The following is a 17,759-nucleotide window of genomic DNA, read 5'->3' as shown; positions in this document are numbered from 1 at the left end:
GCGATGCCGCCCGCGCGGCGACAACATCAACGCAGGAGCCCTTCAATGATCATCCGCTACGCGCTCTTCGAAGGCGAAATCCATGCCGGACGCGAGGAAGAGTTCCGCCGCTTCGTCAAGGAAACCCTAGTGCCGCTGTGGACGCAGTTTCCGGGCGCGCAGGAAGTGCGCGTGATGGACGGCACGGAGCGTGACGAGGGCGCGCCGAGCTATGCCATGGCGCTCGCCATACGCTATCCCGATATGGACGCTTGCAACAAGGCGCTGGATTCAGACGTCCGCGTCCAGAGCCGCGAAGTGACCCGTGATCTTCTGACGATGTTCACAGGTCGCGTCCACCATCATTTGTTCGAGGCCAACGAATACAGGCCTAGCATGAATATCTCAAAGTAAGGGTGCATCGGCCCCAAGAATCTGAGAAACTGCTTTCAGATCAGATTCAGGAATGGGGTCAGATGCAGACACACTGTAGCGCCGAGCAGCTCGAATGTGATGACTTCGACGGCCACAAAGCTGTCGCCGATTTCGACGGCGGAGCGATCACCTCAGACGCCGGCGCCTTGCTTCTGCGACACGCTGATGGGGCCATCGGTCTGTTCGAGCGGGTATCCGGGCGTTTGCTCTCCTCCTTCAGTAGCGGCAACTCACGCTGCGAGATTTGAGACGCTGGTCTAGCAGGCTGTTGAAGAAGTGTAGCGCTTGGCCTTGAGGATGGCCTCGTCGCCGTTATGGTAGGCGAAGGTGATTTCGATCGAGCCGTCTTCGAGCAGTTCGGCGGAGCCGTCACCGGTGACTTCGTCCATTTCGTCGCAGCCGGCCCAGGAAGAAGACCATATTGGGGCCATAGCTGAGATCGAGGCCGGCTTGCAGGGCGCCAAAGGCGATCTCACCGTGGTTGTCGGCCCCAATGGTGATCGTGGCGGGTCCGCCGAGGTCGCGATAGCCGCGATCCCACAGGTCAGCTTCGATGATCCGCCAGCGGCCGATCAGTTGACAGCCGGCAGGGGCGATCATGTCGGCACCGCCAGCAGCTTCGGCAACCGCACGAGATTGTAGGCGGCGGCGCTGAGGGTGAAGGCCCATCCGACGCGGTTGCGGCCACGCAACTTCGTCTTCGCCTGTCCGGCGACCGTCTTGATCCATCCGAACGCCTCTTCAATGCGCTTGCGAATACGCTGACTGACAGCATAGCCGCTATGCCGCGTCGTGCGCCCGTCGATCGCCGAACTACGGCCGCTGGTGTTCTGCGCCACGTGTGGCGTCACCTTCATCGAACGCAGCTCATTGATGAAGTCCTGCGCGTCATAGGCCTTGTCGGCGCCGAGCGTGATTGCCTGCGGCCTGTCGGGATAGGGTTCGATCATGTGCAGCGCCGCCATCCGTTCGGCATGCCCGTCGGCTTGCGTCAGGCAAGCATCGACCAGCAGGCCGTGGCGGTTCTCCATCAGCCCATGCCCCATGAAGCAGAGCTTCGCCTCCTTGCCCCGCCCCTTGCGATAGAGCCTTGCGTCCGGATCGGTGGTCGATGCATGCGTCTGGTTAGACCGCTTCTGGCCATGGAAGTCTGCCTCAGCATTGCGCCCCGCGCCCTCTGACGGCGGCTCGCCAGAGCCATCCTTCGGGTCTTCGCCCGACCCGTTCTTCGGCTTCACGCTCTTCATCGATGCCCACGCCTCGATCAGCGTGCCGTCGACCGAGAAGTGATCCGTGGACAGAAGCTTCTTCACCTTGGGTTGCGCCGAGCACGGCCGCCAGGAACTTCGCCGCGATATCGCCCTCCAGCAGCCGGTCGCGGTTCTTCGAGAACACCGAATGGTCCCAGGCCGCATCGTCGACGCCGATGCCCACAAACCAGCGGAACAGGAGGTCGTATTCCAGCCGCTCCATCAAAAGCCGTTCAGAGCGGATCGTGTAAAACGCCTGCAACAGCATCGCCCGCAGCAGCTTCTCCGGCGGGATCGACGGCCGCCCGATCGGCGAATACAGCGCCGAGAATTCCCGCTCCAGCCCCCACAGTGCCTCGTTCACAATCGCCCGAATACGGCGCAACGGGTGATCGCGCCGCACCCGAGCCTCAAGATCCACGTAGCTGAACAGTTCGCCCGTCTGTCCGTCACCGCCCCGCACGATTCACTCCCACCCCTTCGTGGTCAGAGTGAATCACGAACCTGGGACTGTCGCGAGCCCTTTTTCAACAGCCTGCTAGGACCTGCGCGTGCCGCTCAGCTGGATGGACGCTGCAAAGATGTCACAGCGATACGCCGACCGTCCGAGCAAGCAGGCCCCAGTTTTAATCCCGACGATCGCCCCTATCGATGCAGAGGCGCAGAGGAAGTTCGCCATCTTGCCGCCGGGACCACTACACGCCCTTGCGGCCAGCATGGGCCTGCCTTGCACCGATCATTGCCGGTCGGAAACGCGAGGCTGAGAATTAAGCCGATTCTGCATCAGGAATGACTGCCATCGGCCCTCCATCAGTTAGGTTTGCTCACGCGACGCGCCTTGGCAAGCGCACATCGTCGCCAGCACGATCGCTCGATGCGGCCCAGTTCGCGCAGAGCCCTCGCGAGTTGGCTTTCCTTCTGAGACGCGTTGTTCATGATCGATTGGTACTCGAGCCCGGCACTGCGACGGCGCTGTCAGGCTGGCCTCAACAAGGGCGAGGCTGCGCACAAACTCTAGCGCGCCGTGTTCTTCCATGAGGGAGGCGAAATCCGTGACCGATCGTTCGAAAGCCAGGCCTTCGCGCATCCGGCCTCAATCTCGTCGTCAGCGCGATTGTGCACTGGAATGCGGTCTATCTCGACCGTGCTGTCGTGCATCTGAGGCAAGCGGGCAAAAATATTCCCGACATGCTGCTGAAGCACATCTCGCCGCTCAGTTGGGAACACATCAACCTTACAGGCATCTATACCTGGGACACCGAGCATCAAATTCCCGAAGGCTTCCGGTTGCTCAGACTGCCTGCGCGCCGACTTCGCGCAGCTTGATGTTCATGCTTCGTTCGGTCTTAGCGTGCCTGGGAAAGCAGATCTTGTTCCGACCCTATAAATCGTATTCGCGCTTCGGGAGCCGAACGGTGGTCGGCCAGCTTTGGACTCGCATCAAGCGTAACGGGTGTACAAAAATAATCGCAACCTGCCTTTTAGGATACACAATTGACAGGTTAGCTTAATTTAGTGTACAAACGGATTGTAGAGGAATAGCTGCCGTCACGACTTTCAGGTCAGGCGAGAGCTTTCCGCCGGAGGGCCCTTCGGCCTTGCGGCGCGCACTGTGGGAGGAACTTATGCGCGCGAAGTTGAACGTCACTTCGGCTGCCATTGGCGGCCTGCTTGCCCTGTCTTCGATTCTGTATGCTTATGGCGCCGCTGCCGCCGACAAGATCCGGATGAGCACAAGAGCATCCGATTGGGATCTCGTTCTGATTGAAAGCGGTGTCGCGGCCAACTACGGACTGGAGCTCGAAGACGTTCCGATGAAGGCCGGAACAGATGTCGCCGAAGCCTTGATCGGCGGCAGCATCGACATCGCCAGCGTCGGGGAAACGCCGCTCACGTCTTTGCTGACGAAGAGCGACGCCGTGGGCGTTGTCGGAACGGCCGTGCGGACAGATGGCTCTTACGTCAAGGCGCTTGTTCCCATGGACTCGCCATACAAGACGCTCATGGACCTGAAAGGCAAGAAGATCGCCACCAATATCGGCGCCGGCTCGTATCGCGCCTTCGCCAACTGGTGCGAAAAGAACGGTCTGTCCATCAACGACTTCCAGATACTGAACACGCCTCCGACCGCAATCCTCGCCGCGCTTGAGGCGAAAGCCGTGGATGCCGCCATCTGGTTCGCGCCGACGACGACGATCGCGGTTCAGAACGGACTTGTAAAGGTCATTGGAGATTTCAAAGGGCTGGCCGACGGCCAGGCGAGCTGGGTCGTCAACCGCGAATTCGCCAAAGCCAATCCAGACGTCGTCACCCGTTTCGTCGCTGCCACGATCGAGGCGCAGAACATTCTCGTGAAGGACCCCGCTCAGGCCGCGAAACTCATCGAGCAGGGCATGCAGAGGCGCGGCCGTATTATCTCTGCCGAGCAGATACAGCCCGGCTTTGTCGATTTCGACTATTCGCCGGAATTCGATCCGAAGAAATCCGTCGCGGTCTTTCAGGTAGTCTTCAAGGGGCTTGCTGCGGAAGGCAAGCTGAGTGGCGAGATGCCTGACTTCGACAAGGATATGATGCCGCAATTCCATGCCGATGCGGAAAAGCTTGTCGACCAGAAGAAGTAGCTGCGTTTGAAGGCTGGCCCCGGTTCGCCGGGGCCAGCCTTCGGTGACGCTGGCCCGGTCGAGGTCCCCGATCAGAAAAGCCAGTCGAAGAACATCGAGTTGAAGGAGCGGCACCGATGAGCGAGCCCAACCTATTGATCATCATGGATGACGAGCACAGCGCCAATGCGCTCGGCTGCTACGGGCACCCGATCGCGCAGACGCCGAACCTCGATCGCCTCGCCACCGGGGGTACGCGGTTCGAATCGGCCTATACGAACTGTCCAATCTGTGTGCCTGCCAGGGCCACGCTGGCGACGGGGCTTTATCCGCACCAGACAGGCTATTGGGACAATTGCCTGGCCTATGACGGCGAGGTTCCAAGCTGGGGGCATGCTTTGCAGGAAGCCGGTGTCGAGACAACATCAATCGGCAAGCTTCATTACCTCGAACTCGAAGGGCAGACCGGCTTCGATCGTCAGCACCTGCCCATGTACCTGCATGGAGGTGGCGATACGCACGGCCTCGTCCGGGACAACCCGCCGATGAGGCCGCAATGCGCGGACCTCGCGACCAAGATCGGACCCGGCGAAAGCGAATACCTTGCCTATGACAGGCGCATCCGCGACAAGGCGTGCGATTGGTTGGAGAAAAAGGCGGATGAGCCGAACGCTAAACCGTGGGTGACCTTCGTCTCCTTCATCAGCCCGCACTATCCGCTGATCGCGCCGAAGGAATTCTACGATCTCTACGACCCGTCGAAAATACCGCTCCCGAAGAAGCGAGCGGACGACACGACGGGCGATAGCGAATGGTGGCAGGCTTTCGAGAATTGCTACATATGGGACCGCTTTTTCGAATCCGACGACCAGCGCCGGATCGCCATCGCGTCCTACTACGGGCTGATCAGCTTCATCGATGATTGCGTTGGTCAGATCCTGGGAACATTGAAGAAGACCGGTCTGGAAGACAGCACACGGGTCGTATTCTTCTCCGATCATGGTGAAAATCTCGGAGCCAGGGGGCTATGGGGCAAGTCGACCATGTATAACGAGTCCGTTGCCGTGCCGATGATCGTCTCTGGGCCGGGAATTCCGGCCGGCAAAGTGAGCACGACGCCGGTGTCGCTGGTGGATGTCCATCCGACCGCGCTGCAGATCGCGGGTCTTCCGGCCGATCCGTCCAGGCCCGGGCGCTCCCTTGTCGAACTGGCGCAATTGCCTGACGACGATGCGAGGATCGTGTTCAGCGAGTATCACGCCACGGCGGCCAAGTCGGGCGAGTTCATGCTCAGGCGCGGGCGTTACAAATACATCCACTATGTCGGCTACGCTCCCGAGCTCTACGATCTGCGCGACGACCCGGAGGAACTCACCAATCTTGCCCTCAGCGGAGACTATGATGGGCTGGTTCGCGAGTTCGAGGCGCTTCTGCGCGCCCTGGTCGACCCCGAAGCGGTGGACGCCAGGGCAAAGGCGGATCAGGCTGTGCTGATCGAGAAATACGGTGGCCGGGAAGTCGTTGCGTCAAAAACCGTGCCGAGCGCCACGCCGGCACCCAAGGTTGGAGCGATGGCATGACGACGGCGCATGAAGTGACCAACAAGGAGGTCGAGCGGAAAGCCGAAAAAAGGCAGGACAAAGGCGAGAGCTTTCTCGTGGGTCTGGTGCGAGGTAATTCGTTCACGCCCGCGCTTTCGATCCTTGTGTTCTTTCTGATCTGGGAGGCCGCCGTTCGGCTGAGCGGCGCGAACCAGTTGCTGATGCCGCCGCCCACGCTCGTATTCGCGCGGCTTCTGGAACTGCTTGGCCCCGGCAGCGGCGCCGCGCCGAGCTTTCTGATGTTCCGTCACATCGGCATGACGCTTTTCGCCATGCTGTCCGGCTTCGTCATAGCCTCGATCTTCTCCTCGGCTCTCGGTCTGCTGATGGGCATGAACCGCATCGTTTATGCGTGGCTCAATCCCATCATCTCGCTGTTCATGGTGATCCCGAACATCGCCTTCGTGCCGATCATCGTTCTGTGGCTCGGCCTCGGCTTGAAGACCGTCATCACGGTTGTCGTCACCGGCGCGTGTTTCCCCATCATCTATACGGCCGCGGCGGGCGTGCGCAATGTGCCGACGAAGATGATCTGGGCCGCGCAGACGGCAGGCGCGTCGCGCTTCCAGATCCTGCGCACGGTGCTGATCGGTGCAACCATGCCCTATCTCATAGAGGGTCATCGTCTAGGTCTCGGCCTCGCCTGGCGTGCCGTCATCGCCGGCGAGATATTCGCGTCGACGAAATATGGCGTTGGCTTCCTGATATACGATGCGCGCACTTTCCTCGACACTGCCGCCATGTTCTCCGGAATCATGGTCGTCGGCATCATCGGCGTCACGCTCCAGCGCGTGGTCTTCGGTTTCATCGAGCGCCGGACCGTCGACAAGTGGGGTGTTTCGGCGGCCAAGCACATCTGACGGGAGGAAGTCGTGAACGACGTAAAGATATCCGCCGAGCACGTCCGCAAATACTACGCGGAGACGTCGGCGCACCCGATTCGCGCTATCGAGGACGTGAACCTCGATGTGAAAGAGGGGGAGTTCGTCTCCCTGCTCGGTCCGTCGGGCTGCGGCAAGTCGACCTTCCTGTTCATGGTCGGTGGGTTCGAGCGCCCGACGAGCGGGATGTGTTTCATAGACGGCAAGCCGATCCAGGGGCCGGGCGCCGACCGTGGCATCGTGTTCCAGGAATATGCTTTGTTTCCTTGGCAGAAAGTGCGCCACAACATTTCCTACGGAATGCGGATCGCCGGTAAGAGTAAGGTCGAGCAGGACAGGCGTGTCGCGGAGCTGATCCAGATGACCGGCCTGCAAGGATTCGAGGACCGGTATCCCGAACATCTGTCGGGCGGCATGAAACAGCGCGTGGCGATCGCCAGGGCGCTGGCCTACGACCCGCAGATCCTCTTGATGGACGAACCATTCGGTGCGCTCGACGCGCAAACGCGAAGTAAGATGATCAGCGACCTCATTTCGATCCACCAGAAGACCAGGAAGACGACGCTCTTCGTCACCCACAATGTCGAGGAAGCGATTCTTCTGTCCGACAAGGTCGCTCTGTTCTCGGCAAGGCCGTCGCGCATCAAGACGGTGTTTCCGATCGAGATGCCGCATCCGCGAAAGGTCACCGACGATGGCTTCGTGAAATACGAACGTCAAATCCTCGACAGCCTGGAGGAGGAAATGTGGAAGACGGAGCAGATGGACGCCAATGCGGCTCACCAGCAGTAGGGCTGCTGCTTTCGGAGCGCTTTTCCTGTTCGGCGCGGCGGTTTCAGGCGTCGCGATCGGGTTCGTAGGTCTGGAATGGTTCCTGACGCCGCTTGACTTCACTCGTCCCCATTCCATCGATTTCTACGCGAGCTGGCACGCCCGCCTCATGGTGGTTACGTGGAGTATCCTCCTTCCGGCGGGCATTCTTGCCGCGCGGTTCTTCAAGATCGTTCCGGGCCAGGACTGGCCGTGTGTGAAGGACAATCCAACTTGGTGGAAATTGCATCTCTGGTGCCAGTGGAGCGGCGCGGTCATCGCGCTCGCCGCCGTCGCGTTGATATTCCCGCATGTCTGGCGCACGTCCTCGACCGCGGCTATCCACCGATGGCTTGGCTGGAGCGTGCTTATCCTTCTCGGCATGCAGGTGGCGGGAGGTATGCTGCGCGGCTCGAAGGGCGGACCGACAAAGCCGGCGGACGACGGAAGCTGGTTTGGCGATCACTACAACATGACGCCGCGCCGCGTTGTGTTCGAATATATGCACAAATCGACCGGGTATGCGACCTTGCTCATGTCATGGGCGGCGACCTGTTTTGGTCTTTGGGAGGTCAATGCGCCGCGTTGGATGGGGCTCGTTCTGTCGATCTGGTGGCTGGCTTTTATCGTGACCTTCCTCTGGCTGCAGCACCATGGCCGTGCGCGCGATACTTATGAAGCCATCTGGGGGCCGGACCCAATCCATCCGGGAAACAACGTGCGACCGATAGGCTGGGGCATCGTGCGGGCGACCCAACGCGATGATGCCGAAGAATGTAGCTCTCGGCACCGGCTTTAAATGGTTCTGTACGTTCTTTCGCCGAACGATGTATCAAGGTCCGTGCCATAGCTCTCATCAAAACGGTCGAGCGCGCCAGCATAGGCGATGTTGTTCGACAATGACGGACGCTACAACGTAGAGGTGTCCGGAGGAGGATTCGAGTGGACGACAATAGCACTTTGACGCTTGGCGATTCGATTCGGCGAACGCTGGCCGATGAGATCATGTCTGGCCAGTTCGGCCTCAACGAGAAACTTGACGAGAGCGATCTGGCCGAAAGGTTTGGCGTGTCGCGGACGCCGATAAGGGATGCGATCAAGCAATTGGCCGCGGCAGGGCTTGTCACCATAAGTCCCCGCCGCAGTGCGGTGGTCAGCGTGGTCGACGCAGGCCGTGTCGGTAGGGCGTTCGAGGCAGATGCGGAACTGGAGGCGCTGGCGGCCGGATGGGCTGCTGTGCGAGCCGACCTGCACGACAAGATCGCCTTGAGAGATCTCAACGAAGCCTGCGGTAAGCTGGTGGAGAAGGGACCGGCTGACGCCTTCGCTGCGGCCAATCGCATATTCCACGACATGATCTCGAAACTTTCGTCAAATGACAGCCTGGCGGCGGCATCGAGGGTAGTTCGGGTCCAGACCGCACCCTTTCAGCGGTTTCAATTTCAATCGTCCGACGAACGCCGGTTGTCCTATGAGGAGCACAAGGCTATCGTTGACGCCATCTTGGCGCATGACATGATGGGGGCCCAGCAGGCGACGAGACGCCATATACTCAGATCGAGCATAGCGGCCCTGAGCCATCTGAGCCGCTGAAGCGGGAAATCCGTGACCGGGTGTGATGCGCGGGAAATCGCGTCGCTTGAATCCGGCTCGACATGGATCGTCTTGAAGCGCTGCGTGGGCGCCTTCTTGATCAGTTTCGTCGTCTGTCCGGCGCCGACCGGTCCCATACATACGCGTCTTCGACGTCGGCAGCGGCTGGCGCCTTTCGGCCGGCCTCGGCGTCTTTGGCGCGATAGACCGCCCTGAGCGCCGGCACGACTGGCCTGCGGTCCTTCCAGGACACGAACTCCAGCGAGTGGCGGATCAGGTGCACGATGGCGCCATGGACGCCATAGCCGCTGCTGATGCCAAGCCGGTCATGCCGCGTCGCAAGACCACCGCCACATGGCGAACCTTTGATGCCTCGCTATACAAGGAGCGCAACCTGGTCGAACGGTTCTTCAACAAGATCAAACACTTCAGGCGTATAGAAACTCGATAGAAGTTCGCCAGAAACTACACGGGCTTCCTAAATCTCGTCGCAGCACTCAGACGGTGCCTTTGAATGTAAAAACCGCCTAGGATTCAATGTGAACCAGTACCCCTTGGCCATCGCCAGTAAGCCAACCGCGTTTGACAGCGTAGGACAGCATATCGTCGAATTTCTGGTTCCAGGTTTCGCCGGCCGAGTGGCTGCGAAGCCATTCGATTGAAAGCCAGGCGTGGTCCTCAAGCGTTGGGGCCAAGCCTCCTACATGTTGGTCGGCCATGGACCGTTCCATCGCTCGTAAGCCGAGTGTCGAGGGCTGCTGTATGTGCAGCGAGGTGAAAACGTCACGGTCGTTGAGGTGCCAGTTCCCGCTCTGGTCCATGTCTACCCACATTTGTTGAAGCCTCCACTTAAACGCGTCTGTGCGCGCGGGGCATTCATAAAAGGATCTCTGCATGGTCTACATCGCTGCCGCATGTGACATGGTTTGCCCGGCTGCTAATTTTTGATAGATCCTCGGGCGTGTCGCCCGCGAAGGCTCACTTGGCGCTCAGCGGCCCTGAACCGGGCGCTCAGCCGGCTTCGGTAACCCGTAGCCGGCTGAGCGCTTCGGCGGCTGCCCGCTCGCCCGCGCATATCGCCCCTTCGATGGACCCCCAACCGGAGCGGGCGATTTCCGTCCCCGCAAACAGGATGCTTCCGTGAGGCTCTGCCAGCCCGAGCCTCGCGCTTATCGGAAATCCTGGTGGCAGCGGAGAGCCGCATCCTCCCGCAAAAGGATCAAGGGCCCATACCTGTGCCCCGAAATCTGAGATGGGATTGTCAAATTCGCCAAAATACCGTCGAAGGTTTGCTGCGGCATGTGCCTCGTATTGTCCGGCGGTGTGCCGTTCATCCAGGCCCGTGTCGACATTCTCGAACGCCATTAGCCAGCCCTCCTGTGTACCCATTGGGCTGACGTCCAGGACTTGCATCAAGGCAAGGTCACCGTCAGCATGGCCACTCAGGTTTCTGTCTCTCCACCATGGCCTGTCAAATATGATCAGGCTTTTGATAGCACTCCGTTGGATCCAGGCGTCTTGGGTCTGGATCTTCTGTGCAGGGAGCGGCGGATCGATCCGGATCGACCGGGCGAGGGCAGGGCTCATGGCAACGATCGCCATGCTCGCCTCGATTTCCCCATTCCGGTGGCGAACTCGCACTGCGTCATGCGTCGATGAGATTGACGTGACCTCCGACTGCAGCAAGAATTTCCCCGGGGCAATCTGGTTCGAGAGACGGAGAGCTATCTGGCTGCCTCCGCCTGCGATCCGCAGCGACCTCACCTCACAGTTTTCGTGGGGCACTGACGAATGATAGTCTAGGGCTGCCGCAAACGAGACGCCAGCAGCGTCCCGACCCCCCATGCCGAAAACGATGTCTCTGCAGAACCGATTTATCGCGTGTGCATCAGTCGCATGGTGAGCCGCCCAACCACCAAAGGATAGGTGTTCGTCGGGTGCCTCCGACGCGCCACCTGCACCCCAGTCCGTGAAGAGGGCGCGGAATCGGCCATGGAGGTCGTTGTAGGCCGCCTGGCTCGCAGGCATTTCCGCAAATGGCGATCTCTCCTCCCATCTAGTGCCGCCATGGATCACAACATCGAGGCCAAACGGTTCGGGGACTGGCACAGTGGCGATGTCGAGCGCTTCCAGCGTCGCAAGGACGCGCTTGTGCCCCGGCTTCACAAATTCGCCGCCAGCTTCAAACGCCCGGCCGCCGCGCGTCCTGATACTGGCAACCCGCCCTCCGATACGGTCCCTGCCGTCCACGCCGATCGTGGAAATTCCCTGCTTTTCGAGCAGGTTCATAGCGATAAGGCCGGATATGCCGAGGCCAACAACGACCACGTCGGCTTGCCGATAGACTTTCTCCGAAGTGGCCCTTTCTGCCTGCACCGGATCTCCTCCCCACTTAATGTCGGAGCATCCCTAACACATATGGATGGAAGCCTTTTGTAACAGGAGACTGTTATGGCGGAGATAACATGAGGGGTCGTAGGGTCGCTGTGCACCTGGACCATGGGGAATCCGGGAACATGCAGGGAGAGAGCAATGAAAAACATTAAGCCACCTTCGAAGTCTGCGATTCGTTTCGCTACGTTATTCCTGTCCAGCGCAGTCTCGACCTGGTCTTCCGCGTACGCGGAAGAAGCCGACAAGGCACTGCATGACCAATTGCCTGACCAGATCAAATCTGCCGGCGTGATCCGCATGGGCGGCGCCTATGAAAGCCTTCCGCACCTAAACGCGGATCCGCAGGATGCTACCAAGCCGGTAGGCATTGCTCCCGATATCGTTTCGCACCTCGCGCCCATTTTGGGAGTCAAGATGGATTGGGTGAATACCGCCTGGCCGGGGCAGATACCGGGCTTGCGGTCGGGATCGCTGGACGTGCTCATGGGGCAAATCAGTGTGACTCCTGACCGCGAAAAAGCCCTTATGGACTTCGTACCTTACTATAAGAGCACGTCCGGCGCTCTGGTCCCGGCCGGCAACCCCAACCATGTCACCAGCGATGTAACATCGCTTTGCGGATTGACCATCGGCGCGCCCGCCGGATCTCTGATGGAAAAGGAACTGACGGGGATTAGCAAAAAGTATTGCGAGCCCGCAGGAAAGGGTGACATTAAGATGGTATTCTTCCCCTCGGCCTCGGCGGCTTCCGTTTCGGTTCTTTCCGGCCAGAGTCAGGCGTACTACGAATCGTACATGACGACACGCGGCATAGCCAAAGCCAGCGACAGCCGGCTGGAGGCTGTCAGCATGAACTACGATCAAACGAAGGAATGGAATCCCGGGCTGTACGGCCTGGCAGTGACCAAGGATAATCCAGGCCTTACGAAAGCTATTCTCGTAGCGATGCAGAAAATAGTCGCGGACGGCAGCTACAAAGCTGCGTTGGACAAATACGATGCGGGCTCGGGCGCCCTGTCAGCCGACGAGGTGAAAATCAATCCTTTGACGAATACCCCGGTAGGCGAAGTCGCTCACTGAGCCTCCGTAAGCCTCAGGGACCGTTAAGCAGATGACTGAGGCGGGCCGCTTGCGGTCCGCCTCAGTCGGTTTGATCTGCCGAGCACGCAAAGAAGACCGCGCGCAATAAGGCCTTGCCGCCATGACGCTGCCAGCTCAGCGACAGGATTTTACATTCTTGGGCCTAGCGGCAAAGTTGTGGGACCGGCCGTCTCTAGAACTCGAGGAGTTGGCCCACGTCCGTGACGGTTGCTAGGGACAGCAGGCCATCCATCAAGGCCAGGTCTTGGGTCGCTATCCCCACAGACTTGAAGACCGTAATGGATTCTGCGTTGCGGCGGCCCGAGGCGTTGCCCGCGAGCACAGACCCTAGGCTGGTCATCGCTGGATATTCCGCAAGCCCGGAGAATTCACCAGCCAGCCTTTTTACGGATGCCTCGTCGTCAACGAAGAGATCGCAGCCGTCCACAACGCTCTTGTCGAGCTCGCGCACAGAATGGTTGCTCGATCCAATAGCGTTCAAGTGGGTTCCAGGCCTAAGCCATTCTCGATGGATGACCGGCTGGGAGGCGCTCGTGATTGTAGTGACGATGTCGGCGGCCTGGACGGCGGAGTCGATATGCGGCTCGATCTCGATATCAAGGCCGGCCAGATGCAGCTCACGCTCGATCTGTCTTGCTGCATCCGGGCGGCGCACCCAAACGGCCAGCGAGGAAATCCACTCAATTTTGGAAAGAGCCCGGATATGGGGAAGGAGCTGGTGTCCACCTCCGACAATCAGTGCCCGGCTCGCCCCAGGCGTCGCAAGCGTTCTGCTGGCCAGCGCAGTAAGCCCGGCAGTTCTTAGTTCGGTTAGCGCTCCCGCATCCACCATGCCAACGACTACGCCCTCGTCGCCGTCAAACAGGACGCCGATTCCCTGATGTGCTGAAAGGCCCTTTTTAGGGTTTTCTGGCATGACACTGACGACTTTGGCAGCGAATGAACGGCTTGCCCCGGATCTGAACGCGGGCATGAGCGCCAGCACGCCTGGCAGCGTGCTCGGCGACAGTTCCATCCGGACAGCCTGGCCGGCGGATTTCTGCTCTGTTTCGATGAGGATCCGTGCCAAGCAAATTTCGACGTCGAGCGATCTGCCAAGTGACAGCACGTCGCCGCGAGATAGATACCGGACGGTAGGCATGTTACGGCATTATCCTCGATAGTTCGACCAGCCGATCGGCGAGCCCGCTTTCTATGTGGTCCCAAATTTGCGCACCCATCGACGCACTCACGCAGGCGGCGTCGTCGGTGTAGCCGTCGATTGAAGACCAGATGGCCGAACTGTAGACGCCGGCGCCTGGGGTTTGGGCATCCGCCGCAAGCTGGCGTACTGCGCGGTCGCGGACCAGCATGGGACGCGAAGCCAAGATCAGGGATGTTTCCCATCGGCCAGCATGGCCAGGGACATATGCGGTGTCGAAGCCTACGCTTCCGAAAACCCAATAGTCCAAGACGGCTATGGTGATGTCAGTTGACGTGGATATGGCCGCGGCTGCTGCATGGCAAACGCCGGTATTCCCACCATGGCCGTTCACGAGGACCACGCGCTTGACGCCCGAGTGTTTCATGCTTTTCACAGCGTCGGTGAGAACCAACAGCATTGTGGCTGGGGGAAGGGATATCGTGCCGCCGAATGGCAGATGATGATCGGACGATCCAATTCTGAGGAACGATGCGATAACGAAATCTCTGGCCGATGCCTTTGCCGCCCGCGCCGTAGCCCGCTCCACGGCGGTGCCCGCCAAGAAGATATCGGTCCCGGTTGGAAGGTGAGGGCCGTGCTGCTCAATCGCGCCCAGTGGCACCACCACGAGCGCGTTCTCCCCCAGCGCCTTTAATGATGAACGATTTTGTTCTTCCCAAACGTAAACCGAGTTGGTCACTTCGTTTTTGCTGCTTGGCATGTAAGCGCCCCGCTTCAGTTGAATCGTCGAGTGGACAGTGAACGCCTGTGGCGGGGAACCTGCCCAAGCATGAGCCTATGAATTGCGGAGTCTCATTTTCCGTTTGACGGCTGCGACCGCGATGCACAGTCATTGTATCAGGTTCAACTGGCCGGCCAGTCACAGGGTCTTGTGATGGCCAATGCAGGTGCTGGGCCTAGACTTTCTACCACGCTCGAGGCCGTCGCAGCTCAGCAGGTGCGTTTCCCCTTCAGTGTTGGTCGCCGAAAGGAATTGCAGTGAGCAGGCCAGAAGCTCTCCAGGAAATGAGTTCTCCAAAGATAGGCGATCTTTTAGCTCGCGCGGCTTCGATGAGAACGAAGCTGCGGAACGGTCAGCCTGTGACCGAAAAGTTCGGGGTGTCGGAGGAGATTTATCAGGACTTCGTCGGGGCTGGATTTTATAGGGTGCTGACCCCTCGGAAATTTTCCGGCTTCGAGCTCGCTCAAGAAGATTTCTACGAGCTGACCATGGAGATAGGTCGCGGGTGCCCGGACACCGCATGGTGGTACGCGTTGGGCGCAGGTCACGTCGTGCAGCTTTCAAGCTATTATGGCGAAGACGTGCAAAGGGAGATTTTTAGCCAGGCGCCGGATTTCTCCGCTCCTTGGTCCGCTAATCCCCAGACGGTAACAGCGAAGCGGGTGGAGGGTGGTTATAGGATATCCGGCAAATGGCGGTTTTGTTCCGGCGTGCCGCACGCTCCCTATTTCATGGGGAACATTCCGAATGGTGTTATTCCGGAATTTTCCTCGGGAACCGCGAGCGGTGACTTCGAGTCAATTGAACAGCCGTTGGCGTCGATCTTGGTGCCGAAAGGAGACTTCAGAATCCTGGATGACTGGGGTGATCTGCTCGGCATGAACGGCAGTGGCTCAAACAGCGTCGAGTTGATAGATGCCTTCGTGCCGGATCGTATGATAGCTGTCTACGACGTAATGCCTCCGCATCATGGCGGCACGGCGGGCAGTGCGCTTCATGGAAATTCGCTGTACGGGGGCCGTTCTCCGGGATTTGTGACTGGTAGCCTTGCCGCAATTGCGGTGGGGGTGGGTCTGGCAGCCCTCGATGAACTGATCGACTTTTCAGCTCGCCGGCCCAACAAGTATGAGGGCGATGTCCTTCATTCGGTAACGGAACCCTTTCAAAGGGTGCTCGGTCGCTCAGCGTCGCAGGTGGAAGCTGCGCGGGGAATCGTGAGGCACGGCGCGAGGCTCTACGGGCGGTATGCACGAGAGGCAGTGACGAATGGCATAGCTTTCGACGCGACGCGGATTCACGAAATATGCTGCGTGTACAAGCTAGCCGAAGAGATGGTCTGGAACGCGGTACGGGAAATGGTCGGGGCGACGAGCACTGGCTCACTGCGTAACGGGCAGCGGATGCAATTGTACTTTCGCGACATCGCTACATTGGTGACACGGGCTCAGGACCTCGATTATCGATCGGTCAGGTTGGGCAGATGCATGCTTGCAAGCAGAGAATTGCCAATCGAACGCATTCGCAAGCCGAACGATTATAGCGTTGCTTAGCGTGCAGCATCGCATCCCCGGATAGCGTGTTGTGGCCTGGGTTGCCCCGGTGGCAGAGGGCATGAGTGCCCGGCTTGTTCAAATGCGAGCCGCACCAACGGACGGCCCTGACCACCGATTGCAGACGCCGATCGGCGGAGTTTATCCCACTCGCACACGGCTCGGGTTGGTCGTCGATGGTGTTGCGACGTCGCATTGCCTAGCCAATTTATCCGGTGGAACCTAATACTTGACGTACCGCGGGGAACCATAAGGCCGGAAGCCACGAAGCCGATCAGGGGCAAAGTTGGCCAGAGCCGATGCCTTATGGGATTGCCGCAACGCCAATGCGGCGATGTTCTCTGCCAGACTGGGCGCAAGGCCGAACCCGTGGCCGCTCATGCCAGCGGCGACGACCAGCCCTTCGATGCCAACGTCGCCTATTGCCGGAAGGTGGTCGGCTGTGACGTCGATGAGACCGCTCCAAGCAGTTTCTAGCTCGAGCTTCCCGGAGAAGGGTAGCGCAAGTACCGCAGAAAGCCGATCCAAACCCGCGGCGGCCTGGCCGTAGTTGGGTTCGTTCTCGCGCCATTCGAAGGGATGCAATTGGCGCCCCGTCACTGCCTTTAAAACGTCACGCGCAAGCGGCTGGCCGACGTGCAGCTTCATCTTGCCGCGATTTCTCAGGTACTCGGGGAGCAGCGTGAAAGCCGAACACAAATCTTCCCACCTTACACGTATGTCGACATAGCCACCGAAGCCGAAAACCAGCCGTCCGCGGCTATCCTGTCTGAAGCCGAGCCTTCCGACCTCCCAAACAGTTTGGCCAACGAAGTTCGGCACTGGTTTAGTCGCCGCCAACGTCGCATGTCCTGCATGCGTCGGCAGGACTACTCCGTGGACCGCAAGCAGCCGGCGGGTCCATGCTCCTGTGGCAAGCACTATCGTTCGCGAGGCGATTTCGCCAACCGATGTTTTAACCCCGGCGACCGAGTTGCCGTTCACTTTTAGGGAAATGACCCTGGTTTGCTCGAATACCTTGGCGCCTAGGGCCCTTACGAAAATTCCCAATTCCCGCATTACGTCTGCAGGTTCAGCCTGTCCGTCGTCGGGCGTGTAGCCGGCCTCAATGTAGCCGTCCGTCAGCCACGGCGCTGTTCCCCTTAGCGCCTCTGCCGATTGGCTCTCGAAGCGAATCCGGTTTCGCGCCGCAATACCGCTCCAGGAGGACACTTCCTCGGCAGCCTGCCTGTCCGCCGCGAGCGAAAGGTGCCCGGCGCGCCGGAACGACAGATCGCGGCCGAGCCTGCGCGATAGCTCATCCCAGAGTTCCAGCGAACGAACCATCAGCTTGCTTTCCGCAGCGTTTCGGCCTTGCGAGCGAATGAACCCCAGGTTTCTGCCTGATTGGCCAGAACCCAGGTTTGCAGCTTCAAGCACAACCGTATCGAGTCCCGCCTCCCGCAACCGCGCCGCGGTGAGGAGTCCAATGATGCCGCCGCCGATGACGATCGCATCCGCCTTATCGGGAAGGAAGTTCGACGGCCGCGCGGAATGCACGCGAATGGGAAGTCCTCCGGCGCTTTCAGATGTACTGTCAATCATGTCGTTCGAAACCCCTTGCACGGCCAAGATGGTCACTAGCTACTGTGATCGCTGGG

15 protein-coding genes and 5 pseudogenes are annotated in these 17,759 nt (G+C 59.7%); 12 read left to right on the top strand and 8 right to left on the bottom strand.

The window, feature by feature from the left end; genetic code table 11:
* Positions 1-45 precede the first annotated feature (45 nt).
* Both O7B34_RS21190 and O7B34_RS21185 read left to right on the top strand, forming a co-directional pair.
* Positions 46-393: a hypothetical protein gene (locus O7B34_RS21190; RefSeq protein WP_337147900.1), complete on the top strand. Its 348-nt coding sequence runs from the start codon at positions 46-48 to the stop codon at positions 391-393.
* A 62-nt stretch (positions 394-455) separates the two neighbouring features.
* A pseudogene (locus O7B34_RS21185) lies at positions 456-611 on the top strand (IS1380 family transposase); the annotation flags it as partial.
* 60 nt (positions 612-671) lie between these two features.
* On the opposite strand, the gene O7B34_RS21180 reads toward O7B34_RS21185, so the two are convergent.
* The 3 genes and pseudogenes from O7B34_RS21180 to O7B34_RS21170 form a co-directional block, all read right to left on the bottom strand.
* Positions 672-803 (bottom strand): hypothetical protein, encoded by a 132-nt coding sequence (locus tag O7B34_RS21180; protein WP_337147899.1) that lies wholly within the window; start codon positions 801-803, stop codon positions 672-674.
* The gene (locus O7B34_RS21175; RefSeq protein WP_337147898.1) at positions 784-1,014 is read right to left on the bottom strand and encodes a hypothetical protein; all 231 of its coding nucleotides are present in this window, start codon (positions 1,012-1,014) and stop codon (positions 784-786) included. Before O7B34_RS21175 ends, O7B34_RS21180 begins: the two co-directional genes overlap by 20 nt.
* Positions 1,011-2,127 (bottom strand): annotated as a pseudogene (locus O7B34_RS21170) (IS5 family transposase). Before O7B34_RS21170 ends, O7B34_RS21175 begins: the two are co-directional and overlap by 4 nt.
* A 465-nt stretch (positions 2,128-2,592) precedes the next feature.
* Between O7B34_RS21170 and O7B34_RS21165 the strand changes: the two are divergent.
* The 7 genes and pseudogenes from O7B34_RS21165 to O7B34_RS21135 form a co-directional block, all read left to right on the top strand.
* A pseudogene (locus tag O7B34_RS21165) lies at positions 2,593-2,990 on the top strand (Tn3 family transposase); the annotation flags it as partial.
* A 299-nt stretch (positions 2,991-3,289) separates the two neighbouring features.
* The gene (locus tag O7B34_RS21160) at positions 3,290-4,285 is read left to right on the top strand and encodes an ABC transporter substrate-binding protein (protein WP_337147897.1); all 996 of its coding nucleotides are present in this window, start codon (positions 3,290-3,292) and stop codon (positions 4,283-4,285) included.
* Between the two features lie 116 nt (positions 4,286-4,401).
* Complete coding sequence (locus O7B34_RS21155) at positions 4,402-5,844, top strand: sulfatase-like hydrolase/transferase (RefSeq protein WP_337147896.1); 1,443 nt, start codon at positions 4,402-4,404, stop codon at positions 5,842-5,844.
* Positions 5,841-6,725 (top strand): ABC transporter permease, encoded by an 885-nt coding sequence (locus O7B34_RS21150; protein WP_337147895.1) that lies wholly within the window; start codon positions 5,841-5,843, stop codon positions 6,723-6,725. Before O7B34_RS21155 ends, O7B34_RS21150 begins: the two co-directional genes overlap by 4 nt.
* Before the next feature lie 12 nt (positions 6,726-6,737).
* Positions 6,738-7,538, top strand: coding sequence for an ABC transporter ATP-binding protein (locus tag O7B34_RS21145; RefSeq protein ID WP_337147894.1), 801 nt, complete (start codon positions 6,738-6,740; stop codon positions 7,536-7,538).
* On the top strand, positions 7,519-8,355 hold the full coding sequence (locus tag O7B34_RS21140; RefSeq protein WP_337147893.1) for a cytochrome b561 domain-containing protein: 837 nt from the start codon (positions 7,519-7,521) through the stop codon (positions 8,353-8,355). The genes O7B34_RS21145 and O7B34_RS21140 overlap by 20 nt, the downstream gene beginning before the upstream one ends.
* A gap of 143 nt (positions 8,356-8,498) precedes the next feature.
* Positions 8,499-9,149: a GntR family transcriptional regulator gene (locus tag O7B34_RS21135; RefSeq protein WP_337147892.1), complete on the top strand. Its 651-nt coding sequence runs from the start codon at positions 8,499-8,501 to the stop codon at positions 9,147-9,149.
* Positions 9,150-9,267: 118 nt separating this feature from the next.
* Here the strand turns inward: O7B34_RS21135 and O7B34_RS21130 are convergent.
* Positions 9,268-9,447, bottom strand: a pseudogene (locus O7B34_RS21130) (transposase); the annotation flags it as partial.
* Between the two features lie 60 nt (positions 9,448-9,507).
* Between O7B34_RS21130 and O7B34_RS21125 the strand changes: the two are divergent.
* Positions 9,508-9,597 (top strand): annotated as a pseudogene (locus tag O7B34_RS21125) (IS5/IS1182 family transposase); the annotation flags it as partial.
* A 563-nt stretch (positions 9,598-10,160) separates the two neighbouring features.
* Here the strand turns inward: O7B34_RS21125 and O7B34_RS21120 are convergent.
* The gene (locus tag O7B34_RS21120; RefSeq protein WP_337147891.1) at positions 10,161-11,525 is read right to left on the bottom strand and encodes a flavin monoamine oxidase family protein; all 1,365 of its coding nucleotides are present in this window, start codon (positions 11,523-11,525) and stop codon (positions 10,161-10,163) included.
* A 156-nt stretch (positions 11,526-11,681) separates the two neighbouring features.
* Here O7B34_RS21120 and O7B34_RS21115 point away from each other — a divergent pair, with 156 nt between their 5' ends.
* Positions 11,682-12,623 (top strand): transporter substrate-binding domain-containing protein, encoded by a 942-nt coding sequence (locus O7B34_RS21115; RefSeq protein ID WP_337147890.1) that lies wholly within the window; start codon positions 11,682-11,684, stop codon positions 12,621-12,623.
* Positions 12,624-12,816: 193 nt separating this feature from the next.
* On the opposite strand, the gene O7B34_RS21110 is transcribed toward O7B34_RS21115, so the two are convergent.
* Both O7B34_RS21110 and O7B34_RS21105 read right to left on the bottom strand, forming a co-directional pair.
* Entirely contained in the window at positions 12,817-13,785 is a 969-nt protein-coding gene (locus O7B34_RS21110) for an ornithine cyclodeaminase family protein (protein WP_337147888.1), read from the bottom strand.
* A 1-nt stretch (position 13,786) separates the two neighbouring features.
* Positions 13,787-14,548 (bottom strand): creatininase family protein, encoded by a 762-nt coding sequence (locus tag O7B34_RS21105; protein WP_337147887.1) that lies wholly within the window; start codon positions 14,546-14,548, stop codon positions 13,787-13,789.
* Positions 14,549-14,928: 380 nt separating this feature from the next.
* Between O7B34_RS21105 and O7B34_RS21100 the strand changes: the two genes are divergently transcribed.
* A complete protein-coding gene (locus O7B34_RS21100; protein ID WP_337147886.1) occupies positions 14,929-16,119 on the top strand; it encodes a hypothetical protein in 1,191 nt (396 codons plus the stop codon).
* A 222-nt stretch (positions 16,120-16,341) separates the two neighbouring features.
* Here the strand turns inward: O7B34_RS21100 and O7B34_RS21095 are convergent, their stop codons facing one another.
* Positions 16,342-17,703: an NAD(P)/FAD-dependent oxidoreductase gene (locus O7B34_RS21095; protein WP_337147885.1), complete on the bottom strand. Its 1,362-nt coding sequence runs from the start codon at positions 17,701-17,703 to the stop codon at positions 16,342-16,344.
* Between the last annotated feature and the right edge of the window lie 56 nt (positions 17,704-17,759).

Source organism: Mesorhizobium sp. Cs1299R1N3 (genome assembly GCF_037179625.1).
GTDB classification, from domain to species: domain Bacteria; phylum Pseudomonadota; class Alphaproteobacteria; order Rhizobiales; family Rhizobiaceae; genus Mesorhizobium; species Mesorhizobium salmacidum.
This window is presented reverse-complemented; position numbering and strand designations above follow the sequence as displayed.

Excerpts from the sequence above, each read along its gene's own strand:
- O7B34_RS21160 (WP_337147897.1), top strand. The coding sequence starts at position 3,290 with ATGCGCGCGAAGTTGAACGTCACTTCGGCTGCCATTGGCGGCCTGCTT.
- O7B34_RS21175 (WP_337147898.1), bottom strand. The coding sequence starts at position 1,014 with ATGATCGCCCCTGCCGGCTGTCAACTGATCGGCCGCTGGCGGATCATC.
- O7B34_RS21095 (WP_337147885.1), bottom strand. The coding sequence starts at position 17,703 with ATGATTGACAGTACATCTGAAAGCGCCGGAGGACTTCCCATTCGCGTG.
- O7B34_RS21115 (WP_337147890.1), top strand. The coding sequence starts at position 11,682 with ATGAAAAACATTAAGCCACCTTCGAAGTCTGCGATTCGTTTCGCTACG.
- O7B34_RS21150 (WP_337147895.1), top strand. The coding sequence starts at position 5,841 with ATGACGACGGCGCATGAAGTGACCAACAAGGAGGTCGAGCGGAAAGCC.
- O7B34_RS21105 (WP_337147887.1), bottom strand. The coding sequence starts at position 14,548 with ATGCCAAGCAGCAAAAACGAAGTGACCAACTCGGTTTACGTTTGGGAA.
- O7B34_RS21180 (WP_337147899.1), bottom strand. The coding sequence starts at position 803 with ATGGACGAAGTCACCGGTGACGGCTCCGCCGAACTGCTCGAAGACGGC.
- O7B34_RS21155 (WP_337147896.1), top strand. The coding sequence starts at position 4,402 with ATGAGCGAGCCCAACCTATTGATCATCATGGATGACGAGCACAGCGCC.
- O7B34_RS21110 (WP_337147888.1), bottom strand. The coding sequence starts at position 13,785 with ATGCCTACCGTCCGGTATCTATCTCGCGGCGACGTGCTGTCACTTGGC.
- O7B34_RS21140 (WP_337147893.1), top strand. The coding sequence starts at position 7,519 with ATGCGGCTCACCAGCAGTAGGGCTGCTGCTTTCGGAGCGCTTTTCCTG.
- O7B34_RS21190 (WP_337147900.1), top strand. The coding sequence starts at position 46 with ATGATCATCCGCTACGCGCTCTTCGAAGGCGAAATCCATGCCGGACGC.